At 67.7% G+C, this 17,435-nt stretch carries 12 protein-coding genes; 8 read left to right on the forward strand and 4 right to left on the reverse strand.

Annotated elements, in window-relative coordinates:
• Positions 1-25 precede the first annotated feature (25 nt).
• Positions 26-865: a purine-nucleoside phosphorylase gene (locus tag ACFS27_RS24825; protein ID WP_377189024.1), complete on the forward strand. Its 840-nt coding sequence runs from the start codon at positions 26-28 to the stop codon at positions 863-865.
• Positions 865-2,652 (forward strand): phospho-sugar mutase, encoded by a 1,788-nt coding sequence (locus tag ACFS27_RS24830; RefSeq protein WP_377189027.1) that lies wholly within the window; start codon positions 865-867, stop codon positions 2,650-2,652. Before ACFS27_RS24825 ends, ACFS27_RS24830 begins: the two co-directional genes overlap by 1 nt.
• 51 nt (positions 2,653-2,703) lie before the next feature.
• Here ACFS27_RS24830 and ACFS27_RS24835 read toward each other — a convergent pair whose 3' ends face one another.
• Positions 2,704-3,774 (reverse strand): LCP family protein, encoded by a 1,071-nt coding sequence (locus ACFS27_RS24835; protein ID WP_377189030.1) that lies wholly within the window; start codon positions 3,772-3,774, stop codon positions 2,704-2,706.
• A gap of 134 nt (positions 3,775-3,908) precedes the next feature.
• On the opposite strand from ACFS27_RS24835, the gene ACFS27_RS24840 reads away from it, so the two are divergent.
• Genes ACFS27_RS24840 through ACFS27_RS24865 form a run of 6 tightly spaced genes read left to right on the forward strand, consistent with a single transcriptional unit; the run spans position 3,909 to position 11,816 of the window.
• A complete protein-coding gene (locus tag ACFS27_RS24840) occupies positions 3,909-5,207 on the forward strand; it encodes a glycosyltransferase family 4 protein (RefSeq protein ID WP_377191170.1) in 1,299 nt (432 codons plus the stop codon).
• On the forward strand, positions 5,207-6,934 hold the full coding sequence (locus tag ACFS27_RS24845; RefSeq protein WP_377189033.1) for a glycosyltransferase family 4 protein: 1,728 nt from the start codon (positions 5,207-5,209) through the stop codon (positions 6,932-6,934). The genes ACFS27_RS24840 and ACFS27_RS24845 overlap by 1 nt, the downstream gene beginning before the upstream one ends.
• A complete protein-coding gene (locus ACFS27_RS24850; RefSeq protein WP_377189036.1) occupies positions 6,931-7,830 on the forward strand; it encodes an ABC transporter permease in 900 nt (299 codons plus the stop codon). The genes ACFS27_RS24845 and ACFS27_RS24850 overlap by 4 nt, the downstream gene beginning before the upstream one ends.
• Positions 7,820-8,947 (forward strand): ABC transporter ATP-binding protein, encoded by a 1,128-nt coding sequence (locus ACFS27_RS24855; RefSeq protein WP_377189039.1) that lies wholly within the window; start codon positions 7,820-7,822, stop codon positions 8,945-8,947. The genes ACFS27_RS24850 and ACFS27_RS24855 overlap by 11 nt, the downstream gene beginning before the upstream one ends.
• Before the next feature lie 14 nt (positions 8,948-8,961).
• A complete protein-coding gene (gene wecB / locus ACFS27_RS24860; protein WP_377191172.1) occupies positions 8,962-10,140 on the forward strand; it encodes a non-hydrolyzing UDP-N-acetylglucosamine 2-epimerase in 1,179 nt (392 codons plus the stop codon).
• The gene (locus tag ACFS27_RS24865; RefSeq protein WP_377189042.1) at positions 10,137-11,816 is read left to right on the forward strand and encodes a DUF6270 domain-containing protein; all 1,680 of its coding nucleotides are present in this window, start codon (positions 10,137-10,139) and stop codon (positions 11,814-11,816) included. The genes wecB and ACFS27_RS24865 overlap by 4 nt, the downstream gene beginning before the upstream one ends.
• Positions 11,817-12,199: 383 nt before the next feature.
• Here the strand turns inward: ACFS27_RS24865 and ACFS27_RS24870 are convergent, their stop codons facing one another.
• The 3 genes from ACFS27_RS24870 to ACFS27_RS24880 are packed head-to-tail and all read right to left on the reverse strand — an operon-like array spanning position 12,200 to position 17,374.
• Positions 12,200-13,945, reverse strand: a complete 1,746-nt coding sequence (locus ACFS27_RS24870; RefSeq protein WP_377189045.1) for a glycosyltransferase family 61 protein — start codon at positions 13,943-13,945, stop codon at positions 12,200-12,202.
• Positions 13,942-15,129 carry a UDP-galactopyranose mutase gene (glf, locus tag ACFS27_RS24875; protein ID WP_377189048.1) on the reverse strand — a complete coding sequence of 396 codons (1,188 nt, stop codon included), beginning with the start codon at positions 15,127-15,129 and terminating at the stop codon, positions 13,942-13,944. Before glf ends, ACFS27_RS24870 begins: the two co-directional genes overlap by 4 nt.
• A 13-nt stretch (positions 15,130-15,142) precedes the next feature.
• Positions 15,143-17,374 (reverse strand): glycosyltransferase, encoded by a 2,232-nt coding sequence (locus tag ACFS27_RS24880; RefSeq protein ID WP_377189051.1) that lies wholly within the window; start codon positions 17,372-17,374, stop codon positions 15,143-15,145.
• Between the last annotated feature and the right edge of the window lie 61 nt (positions 17,375-17,435).

A 17,435-nucleotide genomic window follows, 5' to 3' on the forward strand; every position in this document is an offset into this window, starting at 1 on the left:
GGGAAAGTGGCGTTAACCTCGGACCATGAGCACGGAGCCAGATCTTGACGACCCGACGACCGACCCGTTCGACGTCGCTGCAGCGGCCGCGGAGTACATCGCGGCCAAGACGGGGGTGCCAGGGCACGACGTCGCGCTCGTCCTCGGCTCCGGATGGGGCGGTGCCGCCGAGCTGATCGGCGACGTGGTGGCGGAGATCCCCACGGCGGAGATCCCCGGCTTCGTCAAGCCGGCGGTCGACGGGCACCGGTCCACGACTCGCTCGATCCGCATCGAGCGGGCCGACGGCTCGGTCCGGCACGCACTCGTCCTCGGCTCCCGCACGCACCTCTACGAGGGCATCGGGGTGCGCCGCGTGGCCCACGGTGTCCGCACCGCCGCGGCCGCGGGCTGCGAGACCGCGATCCTCACGAACGGCTGCGGCAGCGTGCACATCGGCTGGCGTCCTGGACAGGTGGTGCTCATCAAGGACCACCTGAACTTCACGGGGCAGACCCCGCTCGAGGGCGCCAAGTTCGCCGACATGACGGACATCTACACGCCGCGCCTGCGCGACGTCGCCCGGAGCGTCGACCCCGACCTGCCCGAGGGTGTGTACGCGCAGTTCCACGGCCCCCAGTACGAGACACCGGCCGAGGTGAAGATGGCGAGCCTCCTGGGCGCCGACCTCGTCGGCATGTCGACGGCGCTGGAGGCCGTCGCCGCCCGCCACTGCCGCATGGACGTGCTCGGCCTCTCGCTGGCGACGAACCTCGCGGCAGGGATCAGCCCCCACCCGCTCTCCCACGAGGAGGTGCTGGAGGCGGGGCAGAAGGCCGGTCCGCGCATCAGCGACCTGCTCGCCCGGGTCATCAAGCAGATCTGATGAACGTGTCCGCCAACCAGCCGACCACCACCGGGGCACCCGCCACACCCGACCTCGTCGCGCGCGCGGAGGCCTGGATGGCCGCCGACGTCGACGCGGATGACATCGACGAGCTGCGGGCGCTGGTCGCCAGGACGACCGGCAGCGGCATCCGGGCGCGGGCCGTCGACGAGCTCGCCGACCGGTTCTCCGGCACCCTGCAGTTCGGCACGGCCGGGCTGCGCGGCGCCATGGCCGCCGGGCCGAACCGGATGAACCGTGCGGTGGTGATCGCGGCCGCCGCCGGGCTGGCCGCCTTCCTCAAGGCGGAAGCCGCGGGAGTCGCACCGCGCGTCGTCGTCGGGTTCGACGCGCGGCACCGCTCGGCCGACTTCGCCCGCGACACGGCGGCCGTGCTCGTCGCCGCGGGGGCCGAGGTGCAGCTCATGCCTGCACCGGGGCCCACCCCTGTGCTCGCCTTCGCGGTGCGCCACCTGTCGGCCGACGCCGGCGTCATGGTCACAGCCAGCCACAACCCTGCCGCCGACAACGGCTACAAGGTGTACCTGGGTGGGCGCGTCGTCGCCGGCGCGGGCCAGGGCGCGCAGATCGTCCCGCCGGCCGACGCCCGGATCGCCGAGGAGATCGCCCGGGTGGGCGCTGCGAAGGACGTGCCGCGTGCGGAGTCCGGCTGGACCGTGCTCGGGCCGGAGATCACCGACCAGTACCACGCCGCCGTCGCGGGCCTGCACGACGGCGAGCCGCGCACCAAGCTCCGCATCGTGACCACGTCCCTGCACGGCGTGGGTGGCGCCGCCGTCGCGCGCGTGCTGGCCGAGGCGGGCTTCACCGACGTCGTCCCGGTGGAGGAGCAGGCCGAGCCGGACCCGGACTTCCCGACCGTCGCGTTCCCCAACCCCGAGGAGCCCGGGGCGATCGACATGGCCCTCGCCCTGGCGCAGGACGCCCACGCGGACCTCGTCATCGCGAACGACCCCGACGCGGACCGGTGCGCCGTCGCGGTGCTCGACCCGCAGTACGGGACGTACCAGGGCGCGGAGACCGCGTTCTCGCAGGGTTGGCGCATGCTGCACGGCGACGAGGCCGGCATGCTGCTCGGCTGGGACGCTGCCGAACGAGCCGCGCGCGCCGGTACGGGTGGCACGCTGGCCTGCTCGATCGTGTCGTCGCGCGCGCTGGCGGCGATCGCGGCGCGGCACGGGCTGGAGCACGCCACCACGCTCACGGGCTTCAAGTGGATCTCGCGCACCCCTGGCCTCGTGTTCGGGTACGAGGAGGCCCTCGGCTACTGCGTGGACCCCGAGCACGTCCGGGACAAGGACGGGCTGTCGGCAGCGGTCGCCGTGGCACAGCTGGCGAACCGGCTGGCGGCAGAGGGCCGCACCCTCCTCGACCGGCTCGACGACGTCGTACGTGCCTGCGGGCTGCACATCACCGGCCAGGTGTCGGCGCGGTTCGACGACCTCGCCGAGATCGAGTCGACCATGGCGTCGCTCCGCACGTCGCCGCCGACGATCCTTGCGGGATCGCCCGTCGACTCGGTACGCGACCTCGCCGAGGGCCTGGACGGGCTGCCGCCTACCGACGGCGTGGTGCTGCTGACCGCCGACGACACCCGCGTGATCGTGCGCCCCAGCGGCACGGAGCCCAAGGTCAAGTGCTACATCGAGGTCGTCTCGCCGGTCGACCCGGACGCGTCCGCCGGCTCCCTGTCCGCGGCCCGGGTCGCCGCGCGGGACCGCCTGGCCCAGGTCCAGGCCGACCTCCGGGCGGCGCTAGGACTCTGACGACGGTCCCGCTGCCCGACGGGCGGCGGGACCGGTCGGAGCCCGAGCGTCCTACTGGACGACCGCGGGCAGCACGTCCATGCCGTCCGGGTTGGTGGCAAGGAACTTCGGCACCTCGTCCTTCGCCACGGACTTCATGAGCGGGTCGAACGCCGCGCGGTCGAGCACCACGATCGACTGGCCGTCGGCGCTGCGTCCGGTGCCCGAGTAGGGCGCGGTCATGAACGTGATGTCGTTCGTCGAGATGTCCCCGGCCCCCGTGAACAGCTCCTGGATGCGGTCGAGCGTCAGCTCCTTGTCCACCGCCACCGAGCTGGTGACGGCCTCGAGGAAGCGCGCGAGCTTCATCGGGTCGCTGCGGCTGTTGTTGGCCTTGGCGACGATCGCCCGCATCCAGGCCTGCTGCCGCTGAACGCGGCCGAAGTCGCCGTTGGACAGGGCGTAACGCTCCCGCGTGAAGGACAGCGCCTGCTCACCGGTCATCGCCTGCCGCACGGAACCACCGTCGCCGTCGGGCACCGTGATCTCGACCCCGTCCAGGGAGTCGGTGAGGGCCATGAACGACTCGAAGTCGGTCACCGCGAAGTGGTCGATGCGCACGCCCGTCAGGTCCTCGACCGTCTGGATCATCAGGGGCGGGCCGCCGTACGAGAACGCCGCGTTGATCTTCGCCTCGCCGTACCCAGGGATCGGTACCCAGGAGTCACGGGGGATCGAGATCGCCGCCGCCGACTGCCGGTCGGCGGACAGGTGCACCAGCATGATCGCGTCCGTGCGCTGCGCACCGGCCTCCCAGGCGTTCGGGTCGCCGGCCGAGATCCGGCTGTCCGAGCCGAGCACCAGGATGTTCACGGGTGCGGTCGGTCCCTCCACCGGCTCCGCGCTGGGGCGGGTCGAGGGGTCGATCTCGGCGAACGGATCGATCCGCTCCATGTTGTTGTCGAGCGACATGCGGTAGCCGAAGTAGGCCGCGGCCCCGCCACCACCCACGAGCAGGAGCGCCCCGACGACGAGCCCGGCGACGAATCCCCTGCTCCGACGACGGCGGCGTGCGTGACGTACATCTCCGTCGACGGGATTAGGGACAGCGAGAAGATCGTTCATTCGATCGGGTGCGGCCATAGGTCGTGATCCTAGTGTTGTTTTGGGCTACTACCCTTATGCCTGCACCGCAACCGGAAGGCGCCCTTCGGGGCGTATTTCGGTGAGCCCTGGCGGGACGCCTGACAGAGAGGAGAGTCGCCGTGATCGCTCGCGTGAAACACTCGCAGAACCGCGCGATTCTCCTGGTCACACACCATTTTGCGCCCGAGTCGGGGGCTCCCCAGCGGCGCTGGGGGGCCCTCGCCGGCCACCTGGTACCAGCCGGATATCCACTTACCGTTCTGACGCCACCACCGCACTACCCTTCTGGAAAGATCACCCATTTTTCACCCGACTACCTGCCTGGATCGGTCAGTTCAGGAACCCACGGGGAAAAGATCATCCGGGTGAATTACCGCGAGCATTCTCATGGGCTCGGTTCGCGTGCCGCCGACCAGGTGGTCGCCGCCGTCAGCTCGGTGCTGCGCGGGGTCCGGCCGGCTGCCGGACGACCGGCCGTCGTCATCGCGACGGTGCCGGGGATCCCGAGCGTCGTCGCCGGCTGGGCGCTCGCCCGCTGGCACCGGGCTCGCTTCGTCGTGGAGATGCGCGACGCCTGGCCGGACCTGATCCAGCCGAGCGGCATCCTGCTGCGCCGCGGACGGAGCGGCGGCCTGCGTCGTGGGATGCGCGACCTTGCGGCGCGCATGGTGCACCGCACCGTCACCCGGCTCCAGGCCCGGGCGGACCTCGTGGTCACGACCACCGCGGCGTTCGCAGAGGTGCTGCGGTCACGGGGCGTCCGCAACGTGGCGGTGGTGCGCAACGGGACCGCGTTCGCACCCGTTCGTGAGAACGCTCCCGTCGCCCTGGCGGGCCGTCCGCTGCGCGTCGTCTACGCGGGCACCGTCGGCCGGTCGCAGGGCCTGGACGTCGCGGTGCGCGCGGCTGCCCTGGTCCAGGCGCGCGGCCACGCGCTCGACGTACGCATCGTCGGGCACGGCAACGAGCTGGAACCGCTGCGGCTCCTGGCGGCCGAGCTGGGCGCACCGGTCCGCGTCGAGCCCTCCGTGCCGTCCACCGAGGTGCGCGACCTGTACGCGTGGGCCGACACCGTGGTCGTCTCCCTGCGGGACTGGGAACCGTTCGAGTGGACCGTCCCGTCCAAGCTGTACGAGGTCATGGCGTCCGGCGTCGCCGCATCGGCGTGCCTCGCCGGTGAGGCCGCCAGCCTGGTCTCGGCGAACGGCGCGGGCGCCGTCGTGCGCCCCGGCGACGTCGAGGGCCTCGCCGACCTGTGGTCCGGCTGGCTGTCCGACGGCGTCGTGCCAGCCGCCTCGCCCGACGCCGCCGCTTGGGTCTCCGAGCACGCGAGCGACGCCGTGCTGGGCCACCGCTACTCCGAGCTGCTCGACGAGCTGCTCCCCCACCCGCTGACGGCTGAGGGCGCCGGCCGAGGGGCACGGTACTGATGGCGCCACCTCTGCGGCGCGCGGGCGAGCTCGCGCGCAACCTGCGCTTCACCACGTCCTTTGTCACCAGGACCCTCGTCGAGGACCCGCTCTGGCTCGCCGTCCAGGCTGCCCGGCGTGCCCCCGAGCCGCTGCGCCGGCCGCTCGTGCGTGCCCTCGGGCTCGCACCGGCGCCGTCCGCCCCGCACGCGCTGGGCCGGATGCTCGCCGGCGACACCGTCCGCGCAGCGGACGAGGCGCAGCAGCTGCTCGCGCGCCGCGACGGCCGTGGCCTGCGGGTCGCTGCCGAGGTCGCCGTCGCGGTGGGCCGACCCGATCTGCTCGACGGTATCGAGGGTGCCGGACCCGCGCGCTACCGCGCGGCCTGGCTCCTCGGCGATGCCGAGGCGATCGGGCCGGACGCGCCCGCCGGCCTGCGTACGCAGGTGGCGTTGCTGCAGCCGGAGCCGCCGGACGACGCCCACGGCACGGCGCCGGCAGCGGCCAGGCCCACGGACTCGGACCGCATCACGGTGCTGCACCACCTCACCAACTCGCTGCCTCACACGCAGAGCGGATACACGCTCCGTTCGCACGCGATCCTGGTGGCGCAGCGCGCCGGCGGGCTGCGCGCGTCCGCGACGACACGGCCGGGCTACCCGCTGACCATCGGGTCGCTCACGGCGCGCGGGACCGACGTCGTGGACGGGGTCGCCTATCGCCGCCTGGTCGCGAGCCGCGTGCTGCCCGACGTCACGCGGCGGACCGCGCAGGAGGCGGAGCTGCTGACCGAGGCCGCTCGTGAGGCGGGTGCCTCCGTTCTGCACACCACGACGCCGTCGGCCAACGGGGTGCTGGCCCGCACGGCGGCGCGGCAGCTCGGGATCCCCTGGGTCTACGAGGTGCGCGGCCTGCCCGAGGAGACCTGGGTGGCTTCGCACGGCACGCCGGAGGGCCGCGCCCGCGCTGCGGCGTCGCGCCGTCGCGCCCTGATGCAGGCCAAGGAGACCGAGCTCGCGCTCGCCGCCGACGCCGTGGTGACGCTCAGCGGCACCATGCGCGACGCGCTCGTGGCGCGGGGCGTGCCCGCGGAGCGCATCACGGTGGTGCCGAACGCTGTGTCAGAAGCCCTGCTCACCACCGAGCACCCGACACCGGAGGCCGCGCGGGCCGTGCTGGGCCTGCCTGCTGGACCTGCGATCGGCACCGTGAGCAGCCTGGTCGACTACGAGGGCCTGGAGACGGTGGTCCGCACGGTGGCGACGTTGCGCGCCCGGGGCCAGGACGTGACCGGCGTGCTGGTGGGTGACGGTGTCTCGCGGCCCGGGCTGGCGCGCCTCGCGCGCGAGCTGGGCGTGGCCGACCACGTGGTGCTTCCCGGGCGCGTGCCGTCCGACGTCGCACTGACGTGGCTGGCCGCGCTGGACGTCGTGCTGGTGCCCCGGCGTGACCACGAGGTCACGCGCCTGGTGACGCCGCTCAAGCCCGTCGAGGCCATGGCGGTGGGCCGCCCGGTGGTCGCGAGCGCGCTGCCGGCACTCGTCGAGGCAGCGGGCGGCGCCGGGCTGCACGTCGATGCCGACGACATGGAGGGGTGGGCCACGTCGGTCGGCGCCCTCCTCGAAGACGCGGGACGGCGCGCCGAGCTGGTCGAGCGCGGCCGAGTGGTAGCAGCCGAGAGGACATGGGTGCGCAACGCGGAGACGTATCTGGGGATCTACCGAGCCTGCCTGGGGGTGACGGCATGAGCGGTCCCGAGACCGGGTCGTACTCGGCCCTGTTCGACGCGTCGCCGATGACCACGAAGCTGGTCACGCTCGGCAACCTGTCGCGGGTCGGCGCCCGGCCGCCGCTGGGGCAGTACATCGGGCTGCTGTGGGAGCGGCGGCACTTCCTGTGGGCGGATGCCCGGGCGAAGGTGGCCAGCGGGACGCGGCAGAGCCTGCTGGGCAAGGCGTGGCTCGTGCTGAACCCGCTGATCGACGGTGCGGTGTACTTCCTCATCTTTGGCCTACTGATGAAGAACGCACGCGACATCGAGAACTTCGTCGGGTACCTGTTGATCGGCGTGTTCCTTTTCCAGTTCACGACGCAGTCGATCAACGGTGGCGCGCGCTCCGTGCAGCAGGGCAAGAACCTGATCCGGGCGTTCACGTTCCCGCGGGCGGCGCTGCCGATCTCCGTGGTGCTGCGCAACCTGCTCAACTTGGGCCCCACGCTGGTGACGCTGGCCGCGCTCATCTACTTCATGCCGCCTGCCGAGGAGTACACCTGGCGCATCGCCCTGGTGGCGGGCGCCCTTGCGCTGCAGGTCATGTTCACCACAGGGCTGTCGCTCCTGGTGGCCCGGTGGGCGGCGGCCCTGCCAGATGTCACCAACCTCATCGGCATGGTGATGCGCGTGTGGTTGTACGCGTCGGCGGTGTTCTTCTCGTTCGACAACCTCCTCGCCGACAATCCCGACCTGCAGGTCTGGCTCGAGGCGAACCCGATGTTCATCGTCCTGGACATCGTGCGGGACTGTGTGCTCTACGCCACGACGCCCGACCCGATGCGCTGGGTGTGGCTCGGCGGCTGGGCCGTGGGCACGCTGCTGGTCGGATTCATCACCTTCTGGAGCGCGGAGGAGAGCTATGGCCGCTGACCTCGACTATCCGATGCCGACGCAGCTCGGTCAGGGCGGTCCCATGTCGATGCCGGTACCGGCCCAGGGACCGTTCTCGGGAGCGACTCCAATGTCGGTACAGGCCCCGCCGCACACGGGGCAGATCGCCGCCGTCGCACCGCGGTCCGGGAGCACTCCCGTGCTGTGGCCCACGGTGGCCGTGCAGGGCCTGCGGATGTTCTACCGGACACCGTCGACCGACACGACCCTCGGCCGCCGCGCCAAGCTGAAGCGCGCCGCGCTCAACGCCCTCGGCCAGGAACCCAAGGTGACGGTGCGTGCGCTGACGGACATCTCGTTCGTCGCGAACTCCGGTGAGCAGATCGGCATCGTCGGCCAGAACGGCTCGGGCAAGAGCACCCTCCTGCGGATCATCGCCGGCCTGGAGAAGCCGACCAAGGGCCAGGTGCTGGCCGAGAGCACGCCCGTGCTCATCGGCGTGAACGCCGCCCTGGTGCCTGACCTTCCGGGCGAGGAGAACGTGCGCCTCGGCTGCCTGGCCATGGGGCTAACCCCTGCCGAAGCACAGGCCGCCATACCCGACGTCATCGAGCTCGCCGGCCTCGGCAAGTCGATCTACCTGCCCATGCGCACGTACTCCTCTGGCATGGCGGCGCGTCTGCGCTTCGCCATCGCCACGGCAGCACGCCCGCACATCCTGCTCATCGACGAGGCACTGGCCACGGGTGACGCGGCGTTCAAGGAACGCAGCGAGGTGCGCATGGAGCGGCTACGCAAGGAGGCCGGCACGGTGTTCCTGGTAAGCCACGCGGCCCAGACCATCGAGGAGTCGTGTACCCGGGCCATCTGGCTGCACCACGGCCGCCTGGTGCTCGACGGCGAGGCGCAGGACGTCGCGGTGCGGTACCGCAAGTGGGCGTGGGCCTTCGCGAAGGACAAGCCGGACGAGGCCAAGCAGATCCTCGAGGAAGCGTTCGCAGAACGACGGGAGACGCAGGTGCGGTTCGACACGCCCGAACCGCCCAAGGGGCGGGTCCGGGAGCGGCACGCCCGGCCGACGGGGCGCGACGCCAAGCAGGCCAAGGCCAGCGCTGCACGAGCTGCCGCTCAGTGGGCCAGAAAGGACAACCTGTGACCCGGCCCCTCGTCATGACGATCTACGGGACTCGCCCCGAAGCCATCAAGGTCGCGCCGGTCATCACGGCCCTGGAGGCCGACGACCGGTTCGACTCGCTGACCGTCGTCACGGGCCAGCACCGAGAGATGCTCGACCAGGTCAACGACGTCTTCGGCATCGTGCCGGACTATGACCTGGACATCATGAGCCACGGTCAGACGCTCACCGAGATCTTCGCCCGTGTCATGGACCAGCTGGACCCGATCCTCTCCGAGGTGCGTCCCGACGCCGTCATCGTCCAGGGCGACACGTCGACCTCGACCGCCGCCGCCCTGGCCGCCTTCTACCGGCAGATCCCGGTGATCCACCTGGAGGCCGGGCTGCGCAGCGGCGACATCATGTCGCCGTTCCCGGAGGAGGCGAACCGGAAGATCACGTCGCAGATCGCGTCCCTCCACCTCGCTCCCACCCTGCGGAGCCTCGCCAACCTGGTGGCAGAAGGCGTACAGCTCGACGACATCGTCGTGACCGGCAACACCGTCATCGACGCCCTCTACCTGGCCGTGGAGCGGCGCACGGCCTTCACGGACCCGGCGCTCGCCGGCGTCGCGGCGTCGGGTCGCCGGATCGTGCTGGTGACGACTCATCGCCGGGAGAACTGGGGCGATGCCATGGAGGGTGTGGGCCGTGCGCTGGCGCGGATCGCGCGGCGGTTCCCCGATGTCGAGATCGTCCTGCCCGTGCACCGCAACCCAGTGGTGCGCGACGCGGTGCTGCCGCACCTCGAAGGGCTGCCGAACGTGACGGTCACCGAGCCGCTCGGCTACGGCGAGTTCACGCACCTCCTGTCGCTGTCCACCCTGGTGCTCACCGACTCCGGCGGACTCCAGGAGGAGGCTCCGAGCCTGGGCAAGCCCGTGCTGGTGATGCGGGACAACACCGAACGCCCCGAAGCGGTCGAGGCCGGCACCGCCCGGCTGATCGGTACCGCCGAGGAGCGCATCGTCGGCGAGGTGAACCGGCTGCTGACGAACGAGAGGGCCTATGCCGCCATGGCACAGGCCGTCAACCCATACGGGGACGGGCACAGCGCAGGGCGGGTGCTGGACGCGACGGCACGGATGCTCGCGCCCGTGCTTCCCGATGTGCTGCCCGACTTCGATCTGGTGGACGAACAATTCACGGTAGTTTCCGCAGAGGGTGGGGCATGAGCAAGACCAGGGTCTTTATCTACGGCTCGTGCGTGTCACGAGACACGTTCGAGCATTTCGATCCCGAGCGGTTCGAGCTCGTGGAGTACGTCGCACGGCAGTCGGTGCTCAGCGCCTACACCAAGCCGGTGGAGCTCATGGCTCCGCCGACGCTCAAGTCGCGGTTCCAGCAGAGGATGATCACCGGCGACTTCTCGTCCAGCCTCCGTTCGCAACTGGCAACCCACGCCTCCGCCACGGACTTCGTGCTCGTGGACCTGACCGACGAGCGGCTCGGGGCGTACCTGCTGCCCGACGGTTCGATCGTGACCCGCTCGGTGGAGCTCATCGAGTCGGGCGGGGAGCAGTACCTGCCACAGGGCACCCAGCACATCGCGTTCGGCACCCAGCAGCATTTCGACTACTGGACCGCCGCGGTGGAGTACATCGGTGAGCAGATGCGGAACCAGATGTCGCAGGCCACGGTGGTGCTGCTCGACATCCCGTGGGCGGAATGGTCCGAGACCGGAGCCCAGACCCCGGGCAGCTTTGGAATGCGGGCCGCGGACGCCAACCCGGTCTTCCGGTCGTACGCCCGGTTGGCGGCGCAGGCTCTGGGGGCTCACGTGATCTCGATGGAGCCGTCGGAGGTGGTCTCCAGTCCCGACCATCCGTGGGGGGACGCTCCGTTCCACTATGCCGAGAAGGTGTACCTGGAGATAGTCCGACGGCTGACCGGTGCCGAGGGTCGGGTGGTGTGGGGGCCCGGCGCGGTGGCTCCGGCAACGCAGGATGTCAATCCCACAGCCAGTCCTGGCGAACTCAGGCATGGCCTGATGATTGACGACGTGCTCTCCACTACATGGAAGATGCAGCGCGACGACGGGAGCCACGCCACGTCGCCGATCCGGCTGAACCGCGACGGTACTGTCTGGGGCACCAAGCACCAGAACGAGAGCCGCTGGATCATCAGCGATGGCTGTATAGCCTTCGCTACCGCCACCGGCGAAGCCAGTACCAGGTTCCACACCGTGTCCAGGGATGGACAGACGCTCTTTCTGAAGGGTGAGTACCTACTTGACCCCAAATCAAAGATTGTTCATGTCCTCGAGTCAGTTCCGTTCGACGCCTCAATACAGGACAAGCATCCGGCTCTCACAAAACTAAAACTCAAGAGCTTGATCAAAGAGAATGGCTGGAATGTCGGCGACCATACATTTGGGGAGCCCACCGTCCTGGAGAATAAGGACGTGACGCTCGCCATCGGAAAATTCTGCACAATCGAGCCAGGCGTAACGATCCGGCTGGCCGAACCACCAAACGATGGTGCAGCTTCCTATGCGTTTCGTGCCATGACCGACTCTTGGCCTTCAGTACATGAGTCCCAGCCGATGCACACGAACGGCCCGGTCGACATCGGCAACGACGTCTGGATCGGCGCTGGCGCCATCATTTGCTCGGGGGTCACCATCGGCAACGGGGCAATAATCGAACCAGGCGCCGTCGTGATGACAAACGTTGCACCCTACGGTGTCGTGGCCGGAGCGCCTGCACGCGAGATCGGCAAACGCTTTAGCGATGCCCAGATCGTACGGCTCCAAGAACTGCGTTGGTGGGACTGGTCTTGGGACAGGATTGACAGTTCAATCCACCTACTGACGCACCCGGACGTAGAAGCCCTCCTACAGCGCGACTAAGGGCGTTATTCCTACGGCTTGCTGGCAAGACGTGAGGCGGGACAGTAATTCCAATAGCCCTGTCGCACGTCTGGCCGGTGCTCGGGCCGTGCATGCAGGATGGGCGGCCGTCTCGAGCAGATCCAGCGCTAGTCAGCCGTACCGGGGTCGGGTAGCAGGTGAGGTTTTCACCCCAGCTACCCGACCCCGGTCGTCGTGTCGCACCAAGCACCGTCGTCACCATCCGGACCTGCGGAGCCACGACCAGCATTCGATGACAGCCCTCTTGCACGTTTCGCATCATCCGCTGAGCAAAACCACAGCCAAAGCCGCAGATGGCGGGAGACCCCAGCTTGATAAGGGTCAGGTCCTAGCACGCCGCTCTGAGCGAGCGGCAGCCTATCTCACAGTTCGGCGAGCCAGCGATCCAATGACTCACCGTCGCGCTCGAAATTGAACGTGTAGTTCGAGAAGTACGCCTCGCTCGACCATCCTCCATCCGGCTGTTCCACCACCGGATCACAGAAGAAGTAGCGAATCGGGTCGTCGTACAGAGCCGCTAGGAGATACTCTGTCGTCGCAGTGTACGACCGTGAACCGATCACGAACCAAGTGGTCTTCGCCGAGGAGTAGACCATGTTGAACATCGCCGAGCCGGCATAACCCGCAACCACTTCTGCCTCCCGGAACATCTTGATCTGGTCAGCAATGTCGAATTGCTCCGGAAGAATGATTTCAAAGCCGGCGTCACGGAACACCTGCTCGACGTCCTGTCCGTTGATACACCGTCGGGGCAGTCCATCGCCCCGAGAGACAAACAGGCGCTTGGGCGCTTGAACCGTGGACTTCGCTGCGACCTCGGCCCCGATCCGCTGCCAGATGTCCTTGCAGCGCGGGCTCACAAAGTACGGGTTCTGCAGCCCGAACGTGGCGTTGATCAGTCGTTCCACCCGAACGGGACCACGCAGAAGGGTGACCCGATCTCGCGTGATCCCGAAAGCCGCGAGCAGGCGGTACTGGAACTCGTTGAGATCACTCTTGCCAACTGGAGGGCTGAGCAGAACTCGGCAGTCTGGATCGTAATATAGCGCCGACTCCCAGGCCCATAGCTTGGTCAAATCCTGGCTTGTCACGTGCCCGAAATGACCCGGGTATTCGTTGTCGAGGTGGAAATACGTCCCGCTGAGCTTGGCTACGTCCTCGCCCGGGGACACTGGAAACTCCGCGTAGTCGTCCCCGTCGTCGATGAGCGAGCGGTTATACATGGGCTGAACTCGTGGTTGCATCGACGACTCCGGGAGCAGAAGACCGTCGACACTGATGATCTGCCGTGGCGCACAAAGCGCATCCCGAATCACCCTCGCCACCAACGGGCGCACATCGTAGCGACGCTTGAACCGCTTCATCGCAAGGTCCGGATTGTTGGTGCGGAGGTCAGTCTCGACCTCAAGGGCCTCAGCGGGGATCGTGGCGATTCTCTCGACCGCGCGTGCGCCCGCGCGGCGCTGCACAGCGGTTTCCAATCGCGACTCGCCGTCGGGCCTGTGGAGGAGATTGTAGATCTTCATGAGGTGCTGGCCGGACTTCCGAACTACGACCGAGCCATTGTTCACCGTCACCGACGAGATGGCCTCGCCAATTGCCTGCTCGACACTGCGCCGCCGCGGTCGGCGGTCATCGCTCCCCGCTACCTCGCGCTCGACACGTCCACGAAGCCAGTCCCAGACGACACTTGTGTCGCGGACTTCTCCACCGGGCCGGGCGAATATGTAGGCGCCTTCGTCATTCAATGCCAAGAACAGGCGCCCAAAGGCGCCCGAGCGTCGCGGATCGAGACTCTCCAAAGCCTCGATGATGACGTCCGGCGCCGGTCCGGACGCAATCGCGTTGAACATGTCTCGGACACTCGTCACGGGCGTCACTACGATTGTCGGGCTACGTAGGTCGGTCGGGACCGCTGTGGAAGTCATCAGTCTCACTCGCACTGCGCGCGCGGAGGACTCCACGGCGCGTGCCAGGTCCATCGGTGCGGCGCTGTCTGTGATGACGACCACGTGACGATCGGTCAGATCGACATCGGGAATGTCCGTCTGGTTCCAGGCACCCGCGTGCCCAGGCAACTGCAGTGCAGATGCAGAAGTGCGCGTCATGCCTCGACGCCCCCGCTCTCAATGACCTCGCCCTTGCCGTAGTGCGGCGCAAGCTTGTTGTCCACCATCGACAGTGCAGCACCGATGGCCATGTGCATGTCGAGGTACTTGTACGTGCCCAGCCGCCCGCCGAACAGGACGTCCTTCTCGTTCGCGGCGAGGTCACGATACTTGAGCAAGCGCTCACGGTCCTCGGCAGTGTTCACCGGGTAGTACGGCTCGTCCGAACGCTCGGCGAAGCGTGAGAACTCGCGCATGATGACCGTCTTGTCGGTCGGGTAGTCCCGCTCCGGGTGGAAGTGCCGGAACTCGTGGATCCGTGTGTACGGCACGTCAGCGTCCGCATAGTTCATCACTGGGGTCCCCTGATAGTCACCGATCTCGAGCACTTCCTCCTCGAAGTCAAGGGTGCGCCACGACATCTCACCCTCTGCATAGTCGAAGTACCGGTCGACGGGCCCCGTGTACACGACCGGCACGTTCCCGACCACGTTGCCCTTGCTCGCCGGCTGAGTCTCGTCGAAGAAGTCGACGCCCAGGCGGACCTCGATGTTCTTGTGGTCCGCAATCCGCTCGATCCACCGGGTGTAGCCGTCAACCGGCAGGCCCTCGTGGGTGTCGTTGAAGTAGCGGTTGTCGTACGTGTAGCGCACGGGCAGGCGCGAGATGATCGAGGCGGGCAGTTCGGTCGGGTCTGTCTGCCACTGCTTGGCCGTGTACTCACGGATGAACGCCTCGTACAGCGGGCGCCCGATCAGTGAGACACCCTGCTCGTCGAGGTTCTCCGGCTTCTTGCCTGCGAGCTCGGCCGCCTGATCCTTGATCAGCGCGCGCGCGGCCTCGGGCCCGTGAGCGGATCGGAAGAACTGGTTCACGGTACCGAGGTTGATCGGCATCGGGAACACCTCGCCCTTGTGCGTGGTGTACACACGGTGCACGTAGTTCGTGAATGCGGTGAACCGGTTTACGTACTCCCACACCCGCTCGTTCGATGTGTGGAACAGGTGGGCGCCGTAACGGTGCACCTCGATTCCGGTGCTCTTCTCCGCTTCGCTGTAGGCGTTACCACCGATATGCGGGCGCCGATCGATCACAAGGACCTTCCGGCCGTACTCCTCGGCGACCCGTTCGGCGACGGTGAGGCCGAAGAATCCCGACCCGACGACAACAAGATCAGCGTTCATGTGGATCCCCTGTTCAGCGCTTGAAGAAGTCGGCAATCAGCCGAGGTACGACGGTGACTGCCTGACCGACCCGCCAAGTCTCTGACGTGCGGATCTGCACGATCCTGCGCTGCTCGAGCGCGACCTCGCGCTCAAGCCGCCGGACCCGCTGGTCCACGTCCGGATCGACCGCACCGTTGCCCAGGGCGGAATAGACCCGCTTGAGCTCCGCGCGGTGCTCGGTGTCTGTATCGAGGAACGCCAGATCCCAGTACGACCCGGTCCCGTGCTCCTGCGTGTACCGGATCATGCCCAGGATCGCCCGCTCCTTCGGCTGCGTGAAGAAGTCCAGCGGTTGCTCGGACACACCCAGCTCGGGGAACCAGTCAGTGACCAGGGTCTTGTAGAAGTCCTCACGCGCATCTGTCGGCAGGTTGTTGAGGTGCCAGAGCAGAAGGTGCAGGGCGTAGTTGACGAACTTGCGCTCCAGTGGCGGGTAGATACCACTGCGCACGAGCTGGTCACGGATCGCCAGGAGTGCGAGGTGAGCGTTGTCCGGCGACTTCGACGTCGAGTTCGAGATCGAGGTACCCACGTTCCTGCGGTGGGAGATGAGCTCCTCGTCCAGGATCGTGATCCGGTCGCACAACAGCAGTGCCGAATAGACGAAGTAGGCGTCGTTCGTCGAGGTCAACGGCTGGAACCGAAGCCCCGTGTTCTGCAGGTAGGTACGCAGGAACAACTTGTCCCAGGGCCACCCCACAAAACTGAAGAACGGGTTGTGGGTGATCGCCGTGCTCGAGAAAGGTCGGTGCTTCGGTAGCTGGTTGATCTTGACGGCGTGTGCGATCGGGCTGGTACGCCCGGTCGCCGAGTCGAGGTTGCGCGACCGGAACACGCAAACGGCCGCTTGGTCCGCCTTAGCCTTGCCGTAAGCACGGCCCAGCATTCCTTTGTCGAAGACGTCGTCGGCGTCCAGGAATGCCACATACTCCCCCTGGGCATGATCAAGCCCCAAGTTGCGCGCGGCACCGGCTCCCTGATGCTCCTGCGTCAGCAGGATGACGCGGTCGAGGGGATCGGACTCAGCAAAATCCCGGAGTACCTCGAGGGACTCGTCTGTCGAACCGTCGTCGACAAGAATGACTTCGAAGTTGCGGAGCGACTGGGCCTTCAGCGACGCCAGACACGCCTTGAGGTGGGGCATCCCGTTGTACACCGGCATGACGACGGACACCTTCACCCGAGATGCCTCGTGCTGGTAGTAATACTCGTCGGGGTCGCGCATGATCCACTGGACGCGGTTCCACTCGCCGACGCCGAAGGCGGACTGGATCAGGACGCCACGCTCGAGGTCCCTCTTCAGCACGTCAGACACCATGCGGCAGAACTCCCTACGCAGGTCTGGCGCCAGCCTATTCATCGTGAAGTCGATGTTGTGCCACCGCTTGAGCCCGTAGACCCCCGTGAAGGCCTCGGCAAGCTCAGGTCGTTCCAAGAGCCACTCGCGGATCCAGTCGTACTCCTGGAGCGCGACATCTGCCTTGCCCGTCGACTTCACCGAGGAGTTGGGGTTGTCGCGGCGGTTCTCGTAGAAGATCTCGTTGACGTACATGACACGGCGTGCCTGGCACATCGTCTGGAAGAAGAATCCGTTGTCCTGATAGGACGCACCCGGCGTCTCGTGGTGCCAGATGTCGTTCTCGACGAGAAACTCGCGGCGGTAGATACCGCACCAGGTGTTCATCGGGTAGCGGAAGATGCCGACCTGCTGGGCTGGATCGAGGACCTGGCCGTAGACCGCCGGGTTCGACGCCGACGGCACGATCACCTCGGTGCGGTGCTCCCCAACGCCCCGGAAGCGCAGGTAGTCCGCCTTGACGATGTCGAGGTCGTGCTCCCGGCCGGCGCGCCAGAGCGTCTCGAACATGGTGGGCCGAACGACATCGTCCGGTTCAAGGATCCCGATGTACTCGCCGGTCGCGTGCCGGAGGGCCACGTTCATGGCCACGCCGTAGCCCGCGTTGGCCTGGGTGATGACCTTGAGGCGGTCCGAATGCTCCTGCGCGTAACGCGCCAGGATCTCCGGGCTCGAATCGGTCGAACCGTCGTCGACGCAGATGATTTCCAGGTCCGTCAACGTCTGGTGGATCAAGCTGTCCAGCGCAGCCTCAAGATACTGCTCGACGTTGAAGGTAGGAACCAGCACCGAAACACTCGGCCTGCCGGAATCGGTATTTGCGGTAGGCGTGAAGTTATCGGTCATTGCGCTTGGCGTTCCTATCGTCATGGCGTTTGCCAGAATCAAGATTGAAGAAGTTCAATGC

Origin of the sequence: Promicromonospora vindobonensis, from assembly GCF_042685865.1 — a bacterium.
Taxonomy (GTDB): Bacteria; Actinomycetota; Actinomycetes; order Actinomycetales; family Cellulomonadaceae; genus Promicromonospora; species Promicromonospora vindobonensis.